The organism is Flavobacterium sp. ACN6 (assembly GCF_002304005.1).
Taxonomy (GTDB): Bacteria; Bacteroidota; Bacteroidia; order Flavobacteriales; family Flavobacteriaceae; genus Flavobacterium.
The window spans coordinates 1-14,527 of sequence record NZ_MRCQ01000025.1; the positions used below are offsets into that span (position 1 = coordinate 1).

Below are 14,527 nucleotides of genomic sequence, written 5' to 3' on the forward strand. Positions count from 1 at the left end.
TCCTTCGACTTCGCTCAGGAAGACAATAATTAAATTAAAAATTGGGAATTAAAAATTAAAAATAATCTTCAACTATCGGAACTATCAACCACCATCAACCATTAACAATTAACAATTAAAAAACTCTAGATTAAAATTTCTAATACAAATCTAATAATCTTCTAATTGCTTTATTTAGATTAAATTTAAATTGTGATGTAAGTTTGCGGTCCAATAACCAGTAAACTACCCTATGAGAATTTTTTACTCTCTGATTTTAATGATATCTTTTTCCGCTTGGTCACAAACCGGAAATCTTACAGGAAAAGTGACTTTTGGAACTAACGAATTAGCGTATGGTTCTACAGTAATTATTAAAGGAACTCAAAAATATGCCATTGTTAATGATTTTGGCCGTTATGATTTTAAAGATTTAAAATACGGTGAGTACGTCATAGAGACTTCTTCAATGGAAGGTCAGACTAGAACTTCAAAAATAACTATTAACAAACCAAATACAGAACTTAATATTTCATTGGACCGAAATGGCCCGAAAGATTTAGAAGAAGTTGTAATCAAAAAAGCCTCTATTAGAAAAGAAATAATGGAGAAAGGCTTTGCTGTTAATGTAATTGAAACACAGGAAGCGGCAAAAAGAAATCTTCAGACCAATGATTTATTAGATCGTTCAGGCGGTGTACGAATCAGACAAAACGGAGGTTTGGGTTCGAGTGTAACTTATAATATTAATGGAATGTCTGGAAATGCTATCCGTATTTTTATTGATGGTATTCCAATTCAGACTTATGGAGCTTCATTCAGCTTAAATAGTATTCCGCCTGCTTTGATCGAAAGAATCGAAGTTTACAAAGGTGTTGTTCCTGCATACTTAGCAGATGATTCACTTGGAGGCGCTATAAATGTAATTCTAAAAAAAGGATCTAAAAATCTAATCGCTGCTTCGGCTTCTTACGGTTCTTTTAATACTGTTCAATCGAATTTCAGTACTACTTATCGAGATAAAACAGGTTTTACTGTTAAAGCAAATGGATTCCAAAATTATTCTGACAATGACTATGAAGTTTGGGGAAGATTTGTTTATAACATCGCGCCAAACGGACGTTATGAATATATCAGAGCGAAACGTTTTGAAAGTATGTACAGATCTTACGGAGGTAGATTGGAAGCTGGTTATACGGATGTAAAATGGGCAGATAACTTTTCTATAAGCTACAATGGTTCTGAGGATTACAATCAGATTCAGCATGGTCAGTACATGACAAAACCATATAAAGGACGTTTTAGCGAATCTGCAGCGAATGTCTTTAGCGTGAATTACAACAAAAAAGACTTCTTAATAAAAAAGCTTGACTTCTCGGTAATTTCTGTTTATAGTCATAGAAATGATATGGTCAATGATACTGTAAAATGGAATTATAACTGGAACGGAGAAAAAGCATTAGGCTTGTACGGCCAGCCTATTTTATCTGTAAGCGGTGCACAGCAAGGAGCGCCTACAATAAATCATCAAAAAGTAGATATTTTTAATACGAGAGCTGGTTTTACTTACAGCATTAATGACAACCATAAATTTTTTGTTAACGGAATGTTTTATACCGTGGACAGAAATGAATTTGATGAAATGCAGCCCGAATTGGTTCGTAATTTCATGGCAACTCGTGATTTAGATAAAACGGTTACTTCTTTCGCGTACGAATTGCAGGCTTTTGAATCCCGTCTAAAAGGCAATTTTTTCCTAAAAAATTATCACTTAAAAACAGAACAAACTACTCCTAGAATAGTGAATCAAAATGGACAAAATACAGTTGTAATGGACAGCAATATTAGGAATACCGATTTTACAGGATACGGTTTCGCTGCTTCTTATGCGGTTGTTTCAAAAGCATTAATAATGGTTTCTGCCGAAAAAGCAATTCGATTACCATCTGAAAATGAAATATTTGGAGCACCAGGTCAAAATGTTCTAGCCAACCCTAATTTAGGTCCTGAACAAAGTAACAATTTTAATGCTGGTGCACGATTTGGTCCTTATTTAATTAACAACCATAAATTTTCAATCTACGGAAATGCTTTTTGGAGAAATACCGAAGATAAAATTGTTCAGCAAATAAGTATTCGAGTTAATGAGGCTGTTCAGGCTACTCCTTTTGTCAATTTAGGAACAGCACAATCTGTAGGTTTTGAGGCATCAGTACAGTATTCGTTTAAAGACAGATTATTTGCAGGTGTGAATTTTTCTAAATTCAATTCTCTTTTTAAAGACAAATACGATAAGAATGGAAATATCAATCCATACTACGATAAACAGCTGCCAAATGAGCCGTATTTTAATGTAAATGGAAATATTCAGTACAATTTCAGGAATGTAATCCAAAGCAAATCAGAGCTTAATCTGTATTACTATTGCGGTTATGTAGCTCCATTTTATACTTCTTGGCTGGAAATTGATAGAACAACAGCTCAGTTTCCGCAGGATTTAGGTTTAAGCTATGCGTTTCCAAACAAACAATTTATAGTAAGCTTCGATGCTAAAAATATTTTTGATGAGCAGGTTTACGACAATTTCGCCGCACAAAAACCTGGAAGAGCTTTTTATATCAAACTCAACTATACCATAAGTAAATTTTAATTACTCAATAAATAACTAATTTTTAAATTCAATAAAGATGAAAAAGAACACATTTAAACTATTGACATCTGGTTTGTTACTAGGTGCATTAGCACTAACTACTGCTTGCAGCAGCAACGATGATAATAATACTACTGAACCAGTAAATCCCGTAACTGACGGCCGCTGGATTACTGTAGCAGGAGCTTTAATGCAGACTGAAGCGGGCGATGGAAACGGAGGGACAAAAGTTTTCGCTATTAGCAAAGAAAATGCTATAGATCCTAATTTTTCTGTAAACGTTTATGATAATGGAACTCCAGTTCAATCTAGCAGAACAGCTCGTTTGCAATCTTCTGTAGATGGAAGCACGCTTTTCAACATTACATACACTGGTGCTAATGGTGGTGAGTTTATGACTTACAAAGTTAACGGTGGAAGCAATTTCGCAGAGTCTCAGGCAAAAGTTAATATTTCTCAATATGCTGGAACATCTCCAAGATGGGTAAAACTTTTTGACGGTGATAAAACTGGTGTTGCGGTAAACGTTACTGCTCCAGTTGTTAGTGTAAATGAAGATAAAACGTATAAAAACACAAGAGGAATTGCTACTGTTTTGTCTTTAGATATGCAGCAAACTTTAATTTCTGCTTACAAACAATATCCAATTCCGTTAACTGCTGAAGAAGAAGCATTAGGACACCACATTTTCCGTTTAGATGCCCCTACATTGAACAAAGCAGGAAACAAATTAATTATTGGAACTTGGATGCGTAAAACTGATCCTGCAACAGGACAAAACGCTGCAAGCTTTACACGTTTAGGTTCTAAATCTGTTGTGGTTGATTACCCTTCATTAGAAAATCCTAAAGTGATTACTTCTACAATTGGATTTGGTGACACAAGCGGTTACAGAAGTTTCAACAGTTTTGTTGGTACTGACGGAAATATTTACCAAGCTACACAAAGAGATACTCAAAAAGGTTCTTACATCTTAAAAATCGATCAAAGCAATGAATATGACAACTCTTATGTATTTAGTTTAGATACTGCATTAGGAGTTAAAGGAAGTTATATCGATGCTTGGAGATATGCTGGAAACGGAATTGCTTATGCTGTTTACACTTACGAAGGTGCTAACGACCAAGGTTATCTTGCTAGATTGGATTTAAATGCAAGAACTGCTCAAAAAGTAGAAGGTATTACTTATGATACTGACTTGAATTTTGGACAATATCAAGGTTTTGTAGTTGATGGAAACAACTTCTATATCGCTGTTACTCCAGTTGGAAAAGATGGTAACATTTATGTAATTGATATTCCTTCTGGAAGAGTTACTAAAGGTGCAAAATTGGTTAACAAACCAGGAAACCACTACATTGGGGTATTCTAAAAATATACAGTTATGATTACTAACTGTATGTAATTCATTACTTGACTTTTTTTTTATTTAACATTCCGCTTCTATTTATAGTCAGCGGAATGTTTTTTTTTAGGATTAGAATTTTGAAGCAAACTCTTTAGCAAAATCTTCCAATTTGATTTTTCCTTCCACTTTTCCATCGTTGTTTAAAAAATCAGCTGCGATTGTTTCATTGCGAAGTCCGCTTCCCATTTCGGTATACAGACCAGCCATTTCCTCTGGAACTCCCGCTTGAGTCATTCCGCCTAAATATTGTTCATCTGTAAATTCAACCCAAGGTAATTCAGGTTTTCCAATGGCAGAGCCGAATGTTTTTACTAGGTCTGCAGGCGTGCGGACATCGCTGATAATATATCTTACATTTTTTCCTTCTGAAGATTTAAGCAGTTCTTCGGCTGCAGCCCAAGCAATATCTTCTGGATGTACTAACGGAATACGATTTGCCGACGGAAAATTAGCGCCCATAATTCCAGCTCCTTTTATCATCGGAATATCATTTAAGAAATTAATGTAGAAATATCCCGCACGTAAAAACGTAATAGAAGTGTCTAGTTTTTCATAAATCTTCTCGATATTATACAAACCTGCAATTGGTCCGTTTCCTGTCGGTAAATCAGCACCAATACTGCTTAACATTACGACTCTTTTAATGTTGGCTTTCTGGATCGCTTTCGCGAAAGCGGCACCAGCATCTGTAGTGTTTTTAATAATATTTATACCGCCCATGTTTGGAGGTGTCATGGCAAAAACGGCGTCTGCACCGGTAAAAGTCGCAGTAAGAAAATCGGCATCGCTGACAGATCCGATTGCGGCTTTTGAACCTAGTTCTTCAATCGCAGTTTTTCGATCTGCGTTACTGCTGATAACTGTTACATCGTGTCCCGATTTTATTAATTGAGCCGTTAAAGGCTTTCCTATATTTCCTAATGAACCTGAAATTATAATTTTCATCTTTAAATGTTTTTTTATTTAACAAGACAAAGGTATATTTGTACTTACTTTTATACAAGTACTTACCCTAAAGTATGTATCATGACAGCAATTAAAGAATCGTCTACAATTCAGGAAAACAAGCAGTATGCATTAGAAAAATGTCCGGTAACTTTTGTTATGGAAAAAATTGGAGGCTACTGGAAACCCATTATTTTATATCATTTATCGACTGGAGATAAGCGCTACAGCGAATTGAAAAGAGCAATTCCGGCTGTGACAGAAAAAATGCTGATTCAGCATTTGAAGCAGTTAGAAGCAGATGGTTTGGTTATTCGCGAAGCAAAACCTGTTGTACCGCCTTTTGTTACGTATAAACTCAGCAATGCCGGAACTGGTTTGTTACCGGTTATCGATGCCATGGCGGCATGGGCATTTAAAGTAAAAGACGGCATCTATAGCGTTTAATAGATACCGCCTTTTCAAACAACAAAAAACTAATTAACTTATTTGGCAATGAAACTCTCTTTATTTTAGTTCTGTTTGATAAAAACTAAATTTTCTTTGTAATTGGCTATTTCAATAAGAGCATTGTAAATGTATTTTGAAACCAATGCACCTCCGTCAGAATTAATCAAATCGATATCATCTTCTGGTGTGTGATATTGTGGATGCCCGCCGGTATGAAAACCAACTGCAGCAATTGATTCTTTGTAAAAGGAAACATGATCTGATCCTCCCACATCTCCTGAATGTATGACTGGATTTAAACTGCTGTTTTCCTGCAGTTTTTGCATTAGTTCTACTCCATTTGGAAAAGTTCCTGCGCCTCCCATATAGAGTTCTTTTTTTTCATTCAATCTTCCAACCATATCCATATTCAGCATTACTTTTACAGCTTCTTTTGGAACTGGCAGATGACTGACGAAGTATTTGGAACCTAATAATCCTTCTTCTTCTCCACTGAAAGAAACAAAAATGATGCTTCTTTTTGGTTTGATTTTTTGTTTTGAAACTTCTTCTAAAATGCACAGCAAAGCTGAAACTCCAGAAGCATTATCGTCGGCGCCGTTATGAATAGCAAAGGCTTCTTTCTTTTTACTTCCAGAACCTTGTCCGCCCCAGCCCCAATGATCGTAATGTGCTCCGATTACAATGTATTCGTTCTTCAAATTCGGATCTGATCCTTCGATATAACCGAAAACATTTTGGGTGGAAACACTATCAGATTTCATTTTATTAATGCCTTCTTTTACAAATATTCTAAAAGGCTGATAATATGATTTATTGAATTCTTTTAATCCGTACTTTTTAAAATATTTCTGAATGTATGAAGCTGCTTTATTGTTGCCTTTTGTTCCAGGAAAACGGCCTTCTAATTTATCAGAAGACAAATACTTATCATGCTGATAAAAGGTCGCAGCATTTTGAGCATTAAGATGTAAACAGAAAAATAATATTACTATTTTTAAGAAATTGTATTTTGAATATATTACTGATTTCATATGGTATTACAAGCTAAATTTTATTGCAGATCGAAAGAGGTATGTTTAATATACTTTCTGTCGTAAGTGTATAAAACGTGTACTTTTTTATCTGTTGTCTGAATTATTGCCGGGTAACTAAATTCTCCCTTTTCCTGCTTTTCCAAATCAAATAATTTCTGCCAGTTTAATCCATCTTTAGAATATTCCACATCCAGAATATTACGTCCGTTAAACCAGTCTTTTCCTTGTGGAAGCGGATTATTAACCAATAAAAAAAGGTTCTTATTTACGGTCAAAGCATCAATTCCTGAATTTGAATTAACCACATTGATCGTGTTGGTTCTAATCCAGCTTTTTCCGTTATCTCCAGACCAGCTTGAAACTACTCTATTGTGTTTGCTTCGGGATAGCATTTGGATATCGCTCGCACTATGAATTAAAAAAGTCGGCTGAATGATATTATAATTTTTAGTGTTTTCTACTTCAATCTTTTTCCAAGAATCATCAGCTTCTGTATACGTTTCTACATGCACTCTCCATTCGTCTTTGTCAACACTTTCTGTACTGCTTCCGCAGATAATTAAGCCTGGTATAGTTTCGATTGGCTTGTTTCGAATTGGACCATAAAATCCTTCTGGAAGATATTTTGGTTCGCCCCAAGTTGTTCCGTTGTCTTTTGAAACAATCATAGCGCCAAACCATTCTCTTGGGTTCTTCCCAACTTTATAAAACAAATATAGATTCTGGCTTTTGGCTTTAAACAAAACTGGATTCCAGCATGGAAGTGTATCTCCATTTTTAATTAAGGGCTGAATCAGTTCTTTAGGCGCTGTCCATTTTTTATCCTTATAAGCTGAAATGTAAATTCCAACATCTTTTGCTCCTTCATATTTTCCTCCAAACCACGCAGCCAGAATTTCGTTTGGTTTGTGTTCAACCAATGTCGATGCGTGGCTGTTAGCAGTTACAGGCGGATCTGCGATATAACTGCTTTCAATATTTACAGCTTTGGTCTGCGCTTTAATCGAATTAGAAAAAAGAGCAATTACCAATAATGCTGCTGTAGTATATTTCATTTTTAAAATCATTTTATTCTTTTTTTTATTTTTTAAGATGGAAGAAGCGAGATATTAGAAACAAGATGTTAGGCTTAAATACTAATTCGTACATCTTGCTTCTTATCTCTTGACTTTTCAATCTTGCTTCTAAAAAATCTTAAATCTAACTCTTTTTCAATCCTAATTTATGTCCAGAAATCGCGTAATAAAGGATAATAATATAACAGGGAAGTAAGATCCAATATCCTTTTGTTGATGCTGTTGCGGTTGCATTTACTTCATTAATTCCCTGCGCAATAAGATCGGCTTTTGTGCCGTCTACAAATTTTCCATATAAAGGCGGAATAACTGCACCACCTGAAATTGCCATTACTAATAATGCGGCTCCTGTTTTAGTAAATTTTCCTAATCCGTTTAGGGTTAAAGGCCAGACTGCAGGCCAAACTAAAGCATTTGCAATTCCTAATGCAGCAACGAATAAAACAGAGGTAAATCCGGTAGAAAATACAATACAAAAAGACAATATAATTCCTAAAACGGCACTCACTTTTAGAGCCAGGGCCTGCGTAATATATTTCGGAATCAAAAATGCTCCCAAAGCATAGGTTGCTACCATTGCTAATAAAGTAAATGTTGTAAAGAATTTAGCATCTGCCGCAGGAAAGCCAAGAGCGATTCCGTACGCAATGATCGTATCTCCTGCAATTACTTCTACTCCAACATACATAAACAAAGTTAGTACGCCAAGCCAAAGATGCGGAAACTGAAAAATACTTGTTTTTACTGTTTGTCCTTCTACTGCTTCTTCGATTGGTGCAGCTTCAACATTTGGAAGCGGTGCTTTACGAATTAACAATCCAAGAATAAATAAAACAACTGCCATTGAGATATATGGAACCACAACGCTGTCTGCCATATTATCTAACAATATATTTTTTTCGGAAATGCTTACAACTGCTAGTTTTTCTTGAATTTCGTCAATTCCGGATAACAAAATTGATCCGAAAATAAGTGAACCCAATGCACCAGCAATTTTATTACAGATTCCCATAATAGAAATACGCTTTGCAGCACTTTCTATGGGGCCTAAAATCGTAATGTAAGGGTTTGAAGCAGTTTGCAATAAAGTCATTCCGGCTCCTTGAATAAAAATTCCAGTTAGAAACATCCAATAGGTTCTGGCTTCGGCTGCTGGAATAAAAATTAAAGCTCCAAATCCCATGATGAATAATCCTAAAGACATTCCTTTTTTATAGCCAATTTTAGCTAAAATATAAGATGCAGGAAGCGCCATAACAACAAACGAAATATAAGATGCCGATGCAACCAATAATGACTGCGCTGAAGTTAATTCGTTAATTGTTTTCATAAATGGAATCAAAGCGCCGTTGATCCAGGTAACGAATCCAAAAATAAAAAACAGACTTGCTATTATTAAAATTGGAACTAATGTGGTTGGTTTGTTTTGTGAAGTTTTAGTGGTATTTGTGTCAACCATTTTATTTATGTTTTTGTGGTTTGATGATTTGTTAAATTGGAGAAAATCATCTGTAGTTAAGAGAAATTGCGCTTGTCAAAAATTACTGACTTGCGTATAAAACAAAAGGAGAGTTACCTCTCCTTTTGAATTTTAAGTAAGGATTGTGTCGATCATTACTCACCAAATTAATTATTTTGTGTCCCACCAAAGTCTAGTTCCACCTGAATCTGCACCGCCTAATTTTACGACACCGTCTTCAACTGCTGCTTTGTTAGAAGAGTACTCATTTGTAGTATAAATGATTCTCTTCATTAGAGACTTACCAACACCTGCATCAGGGTTGTCTGTATTTAAAACTGGATAGATTACTTTAGCATCGCTTCTACGTAAATCTGCCCAAGCTTCCCAAGATTCTGGGAAAATTGCTAAGTATTTTTGAACTGCAATCTGTGTACGTTGATCAGCAGTAGATGCAGACCAAGCAACAGGCAATTTAACAGGGATATCTTGTAGGTCAAGAGTTGGATATACTGTTAAAATGTTTGGCAATGTTGGTAATGTAGAACCACTGATGTATGCATTTACTGCAGCAGCATCTGTAATCCCCCATTGTGCAAGAGACAATCTAATACCTGTTTCATACAAAGTTTTAGCGTCTCCGCCCATGTTCCATCCGTTTAATGCACCTTCAGCTCTGCTTAAGTAGTTTTCAGAAGCCATGAAGATTTCGATGTTTTTACTTTCGCTTAGGTTATTAGCAGCACCATTACCCATTACGTCATTATTAAAAGCAGAGAATTTAGTAGTTCCAAATTGGTCTTCTAATCCACCAACAGGATTTCCTCTATAAACTCCAGTATCGATTGGGGCAAACCATTTTGATAAACGTGGATCATTGTATCCTACTAAGATACTTTCCATAGAAGCGGTCATTACATACCCCCAGCTATTTACGATCATGTTTAAATTGTTTGGAGTTATATTACTTGCTTTGAAAAATGCGCTTTGATCATTTGTCTGCATAACACCTGCAGCTACAGCAGCTTCAGCTTGTGTTTTAGCTCTTGCACCATCTTTATCAGATATTCTTAAAGCTAAACGCAATCTCATACTGTTTCCAAAAATTCTCCATTTATCAACACTTCCTGCATAAACTCTATCATTTGGGGCAAGAGATGCAACTGAAGCAGTTGAAGAAGAAGATAATACTGCGTTTGCTTCATCTAATAATTTAAAGAAATCATCATAGATAAATTCAACGCTGTCGTAAGGAACTTTCTCAGAACCATTACCTGCTTGTGTGTAAGGAATTGGTCCGTAAGCATCAACCATTTGGTTGTACATGAAAACTTTCCAGATTTTAAGTACTGCTAAAGCTTCAGCGTTTCCTTCAGATGCTTTCACAGCATTGGATAAAGCTGGTGCAGCAACTGTGTAAAATCTTGTCCATCCTCTTCCTTCGTATCCGTTAACGAAAGCATTTCTTTCCGTACCATATCCACAGTTTAAATAGTGGATAAAAGTTGACGATAAAATACCTGTTGCAATACCCCAAGTACCTTGATCATCTACAGGAGAAGAGTAAGATCCGTTGTGGATACCAGCATACAATGCAGATGCAAATGCAGGACCAGCAAGAGTAGGATCTAATTGACTTTCCGTAAGTGAATTAGGGTCAGTGTTTATTTCCTCAAAATCCTGTGTACAGCTAGCAAAAGTAGATAGCATTGCTACAGCAACTCCTAGTGTTTTTATTTTAAAACTATATTTCATGATATCTCTTTTTTAATTAAAATCCAAATTTAACATTAACTCCATAATCTCTAGTTGAAGGAATGTTGAAAGATTCTATCCCTTGTAAGTTTCCTGTACCTGCTCCTGCTTCTGGATCAAAGTGTTCTGCTTTGTTTAAGAAGAAGAACAAGTTTCTACCTACTAAAGAGAAGTCAATACTTGAGAATCCTGAATCACCTAATATACGTTTTGGTAATGAATAACCAAAAACAAGCTCTCTTAATCTGATGTTTGTAGCATCATAAACAAATGGCTCAGCGATAGGAGTTCTTTGTCCGATAGAAGTCCAATATTGTTCTGCAGTGATGCTTGTAGTATTTGGAGTGTAAGTTCCGTTACCAGCTGCAACAACACCATCAACAACAATTCCGCCTTCTCTTCCTGCTAGAGTAATATCACTCACTCCTAAACCAGCTTGTCTAGCCTGAGTGTATGAAATAACCTCACCACCAATTCTAAAATCAACAAGGAAGCTTAAAGAGAAGTTTTTGTATTTGAAATTATTTTTGAAACCTGCTGTCCAGTCTGGGTTAAAGTTACCAGCACGAACATCAAAACCATTTGTTGCCAAAGGAAGACCTGCACTGTTTACAATAATATTTCCGTTTGGATCTCTTTGGAAACCTTTGATGTATAAATCACCATATTCTCCACCAGCAACAACTTTACTTCTAACTAAACGTCCTTCACCTAAAACTAACTCATCTCTTCCTTCAAAGATAGACTTTACTTTTGATTTATAAGAAGCATAATTTGCTGTAATATCCCATGTAAAGTTTTCAGTTTGGATTGGAGTTGCAGTAAGCGTTAACTCGATACCTTTATTTTCAATATCTCCACCATTTACAATAGCTCTAGAATATCCAGAAGACTCAGGAGTGTTGATGTAGAAAATTTGGTTATTTGTTAATGATGTAAAGTATGTGAAATCTAAACCTAAACGGTTATTGAAGAATCTAACATCAGCACCAAACTCTGTAGAAGAAGAAATCTCTGGCTTTAAGTTTGGATTAGCTTTTGTACTTTGTCCGTATAACATACCACCGTTTCCTCCAATGTATGAGAATCTTTGTTGAGTTTGATAAGGATCTGTATCGTTACCAACTTGTGCATATGAACCTCTAATTTTCGCAAAGCTGATTACTTCTGGTAATGTAAACATATCAGAAAGAACAGCAGAAAGACCGAAAGATGGGTAGAAATAATCATTAGGAATTGTAGAAGACCAGTCATTTCTAGCAGTTACATCTAAGAATAAATAGTTTCTAAATCCAAGCTGACCAAATGCGTAAACTGAATTGATTCTTTTATCTGATGCTGTAGATTGAGACTGAACTGTCTGAACATTTGATAAAGCAAAGAAGTTTCTTTTACTTAAAACACCACCAGAGTTTAAAGCTGAACTATTTTGTTGTAATGCATTTGCACCAGCATTAAGTCCAACAGCCCAATCTCCAAATTTTTCATTGTAAGAAAGTAAAGCATCTACGTTTAATTCACTTACAGTTTCGTAAGATTCACTGTATGAACCCATGTTACTGTTGAATGCGTTAGTTGCATATCTGTTTCTTACGTTTTTGTTTGTCATTTGATCCAAACCTGCTCTACCTTGTAAGCTTAACGTTTTTGTAAACTCATATTTAAGAGAAGCTAAACCAATAAATCTGTTTCTTTTATCTGTACGAGCGTCATCTCTTAAAGCAGACCAGAATGGGTTTCCACCTGGAGCTCCTGTCTCGTCAAGGAAATAGTTTACTTGTCTTTGTCCTGCAGCATCAAAATATTCGAAGTTTTTGTAATCATTGTATGCAATACTACGAGGCAATAAATAAGCAGATGTACCAATAGACTCTTCACCAGTTCTCAATAAATTATCGATATCTTGAACGATGTAGTTTGTTTTCACATCTAAAGTTAATTTATCAGAGATTTTACTAGTCAATCTTAAGTTAAGATTGTGTCTGTCCATTTGGTTTCCTCCAACAATACCTTCAGCACGTGTGTTAGTATAAGAGAAATATCCTTGTGCTTTTTCGTTACCAGATGTAACAGTTAAAGTGTTAGCTAAGTTATAACCAGTTTTGTAAAAATCGATAACGTTATTAGGCTGTGGAGAATAGCTTTGTGTAGCTGGTCCAGCATAATTTGGGTTACGAACTAACTGCCAGTTTGAAACTTGGCTTCCGTCTAATCTACCTCCCCAACTTGAAGAAGAGTTAGCAACATAAGCTCCGTTTGTTCCTTGTCCGTACTCATTTTGTAAGTTCATCAAGTTATAAGCTGAAGAAGCCATAAAGTTAGATGATAACGAAACTGAAGTTTTTCCAGCTTTTCCAGATTTAGTTGTAATAACGATTACACCATTTGATGCTCTAGATCCATAAAGTGCTGCTGCAGATGGTCCTTTAAGAACAGTCATCGAAGCAATATCTTCTGGGTTAATGTTAGAAATACCATCTGGCTGTGTCGTTCCTCCTGTATCAATATCAGGATTAGAATTTGTTGTTCCGTTACTAATTGGCACACCATCTACAACATAAAGAGGCTGGTTGTTACCATTAAGAGATCTGTTACCTCTTAAAGTAATTCTAGAAGAAGAACCAACACCATTTGAAGTAGTAGAGAAGTTAAGACCTGCAACTTTACCAGAAAGAGAGTTGGCAACGTTTAATGATCTTGCTTCAGAAAGTTCGTCTACTGAAACGTTTTGTGCAGAATAAGTAATAGCTTTTTTCTCTCTCTTAATACCAAGAGCTGTAACTACCACTTCTCCTAACTGCTGCGTGTCTGCACCTAAAGCTACATTAAGTGTAGTTTGAGTACCAACAGCAATTTCTTTTGTAGCAGACCCTACATAAGTAAAAACTAAAACTGCTGCTTGATTTGGAACTGTAATGCTGTATTTTCCATCAAAATCTGATGAAGCACTCGTTTTAGTTCCTTTAACAATAATATTTGCTCCAGGGATTGGGATTCCAGTAGAAGCATCTGTTATCGTTCCTTTTACTGTAGTCTGCGCTTCTAGGCTTTGGAACCCGAAAAGGCATATGACAAACAGTAATTTTAGTACGTTTTTAATCATATTAGTTGTTTTTTTAGAGTTAATAACATGTTAAATTTAAGAATACGTTTTGTTAACAATGTATAATTTCGACAAATGACAATTTTGCAAAGGTGTTGGTGAAAGTTTGGTGTATTATTGAAAGAAAACGTTTTCATTTGTAATCCAACTCTTCCTTATTTTAAAGGCCTAAATCTATTAATCTAATAGATTTAGGCCTTTTTTAATTGTATTCTTTTTTTTATCTAAAAAACGTTTAAAACTATGCGGCGTTTAAGCGATTTTAGTTAGAAACCTTAAATGTGATTTTTTGCAAATCTGTCGAATTGCCACCCACCATAACTTCGAAGTCTCCGGGCTCTACAACATACTTCATCTCCCTGTTATAAAGGCCTAGCTCGTCCTTAGTAAGTGTAAATTCAACATTTGCAGTTTCTCCTTTTTTAATATTTAATCGTTTAAAACCTCTCAAAGTTTTTTCTGGAGTAGTTACAGAACTATAAACATCATTTACATACAATTGTACTACTTCATCTCCATCTAGATTTCCAACATTTTTCACATCAACAGAAACTTTCAATTCACCATTAGGTTTAATTTCTTTTGAACTGATTTTTAAATTTGAATACTCAAACTTTGTATAACTCAATCCATAACCAAACGTATATAATGGATGTTCGCTTTCT

General features: G+C 35.4%; 10 protein-coding genes. 3 read left to right on the plus strand and 7 right to left on the minus strand.

All coding sequences use genetic code 11. The features are described from left to right. Positions 1–259: 259 nt before the first annotated feature. Both BSF42_RS21980 and BSF42_RS21985 read left to right on the plus strand, forming a co-directional pair. Entirely contained in the window at positions 260–2,629 is a 2,370-nt protein-coding gene (locus BSF42_RS21980) for a TonB-dependent receptor domain-containing protein (RefSeq protein WP_095955254.1), read from the plus strand. A gap of 37 nt (positions 2,630–2,666) precedes the next feature. After that, positions 2,667–4,001: a hypothetical protein gene (locus BSF42_RS21985; protein WP_095955246.1), complete on the plus strand. Its 1,335-nt coding sequence runs from the start codon at positions 2,667–2,669 to the stop codon at positions 3,999–4,001. Between the two features lie 105 nt (positions 4,002–4,106). Here BSF42_RS21985 and BSF42_RS21990 read toward each other — a convergent pair whose 3' ends face one another. Then, positions 4,107–4,982, minus strand: a complete 876-nt coding sequence (locus tag BSF42_RS21990; protein WP_095955247.1) for an NAD(P)H-binding protein — start codon at positions 4,980–4,982, stop codon at positions 4,107–4,109. 81 nt (positions 4,983–5,063) lie between these two features. Here BSF42_RS21990 and BSF42_RS21995 point away from each other — a divergent pair, with 81 nt between their 5' ends. Further along, positions 5,064–5,429, plus strand: a complete 366-nt coding sequence (locus BSF42_RS21995) for a helix-turn-helix domain-containing protein (RefSeq protein ID WP_095955248.1) — start codon at positions 5,064–5,066, stop codon at positions 5,427–5,429. Between the two features lie 65 nt (positions 5,430–5,494). Here the strand turns inward: BSF42_RS21995 and BSF42_RS22000 are convergent, their stop codons facing one another. The 6 genes from BSF42_RS22000 to BSF42_RS22025 form a co-directional block, all read right to left on the minus strand. Then, on the minus strand, positions 5,495–6,466 hold the full coding sequence (locus BSF42_RS22000) for a M20/M25/M40 family metallo-hydrolase (protein ID WP_095955249.1): 972 nt from the start codon (positions 6,464–6,466) through the stop codon (positions 5,495–5,497). A gap of 20 nt (positions 6,467–6,486) precedes the next feature. Beyond that, positions 6,487–7,524 (minus strand): exo-alpha-sialidase, encoded by a 1,038-nt coding sequence (locus tag BSF42_RS22005; protein WP_253251136.1) that lies wholly within the window; start codon positions 7,522–7,524, stop codon positions 6,487–6,489. 145 nt (positions 7,525–7,669) lie between these two features. Beyond that, a complete protein-coding gene (locus tag BSF42_RS22010; RefSeq protein WP_095955251.1) occupies positions 7,670–9,004 on the minus strand; it encodes a sugar MFS transporter in 1,335 nt (444 codons plus the stop codon). Positions 9,005–9,175: 171 nt separating this feature from the next. Continuing rightward, positions 9,176–10,759 carry a SusD/RagB family nutrient-binding outer membrane lipoprotein gene (locus BSF42_RS22015; RefSeq protein WP_095955252.1) on the minus strand — a complete coding sequence of 528 codons (1,584 nt, stop codon included), beginning with the start codon at positions 10,757–10,759 and terminating at the stop codon, positions 9,176–9,178. 16 nt (positions 10,760–10,775) lie between these two features. After that, positions 10,776–13,862, minus strand: a complete 3,087-nt coding sequence (locus BSF42_RS22020) for a SusC/RagA family TonB-linked outer membrane protein (protein WP_095955253.1) — start codon at positions 13,860–13,862, stop codon at positions 10,776–10,778. A 262-nt stretch (positions 13,863–14,124) separates the two neighbouring features. Then, positions 14,125–14,527: fibronectin type III-like domain-contianing protein (locus BSF42_RS22025; protein ID WP_172426742.1), on the minus strand; the 403-nt coding region annotated here is incomplete at its 5' end.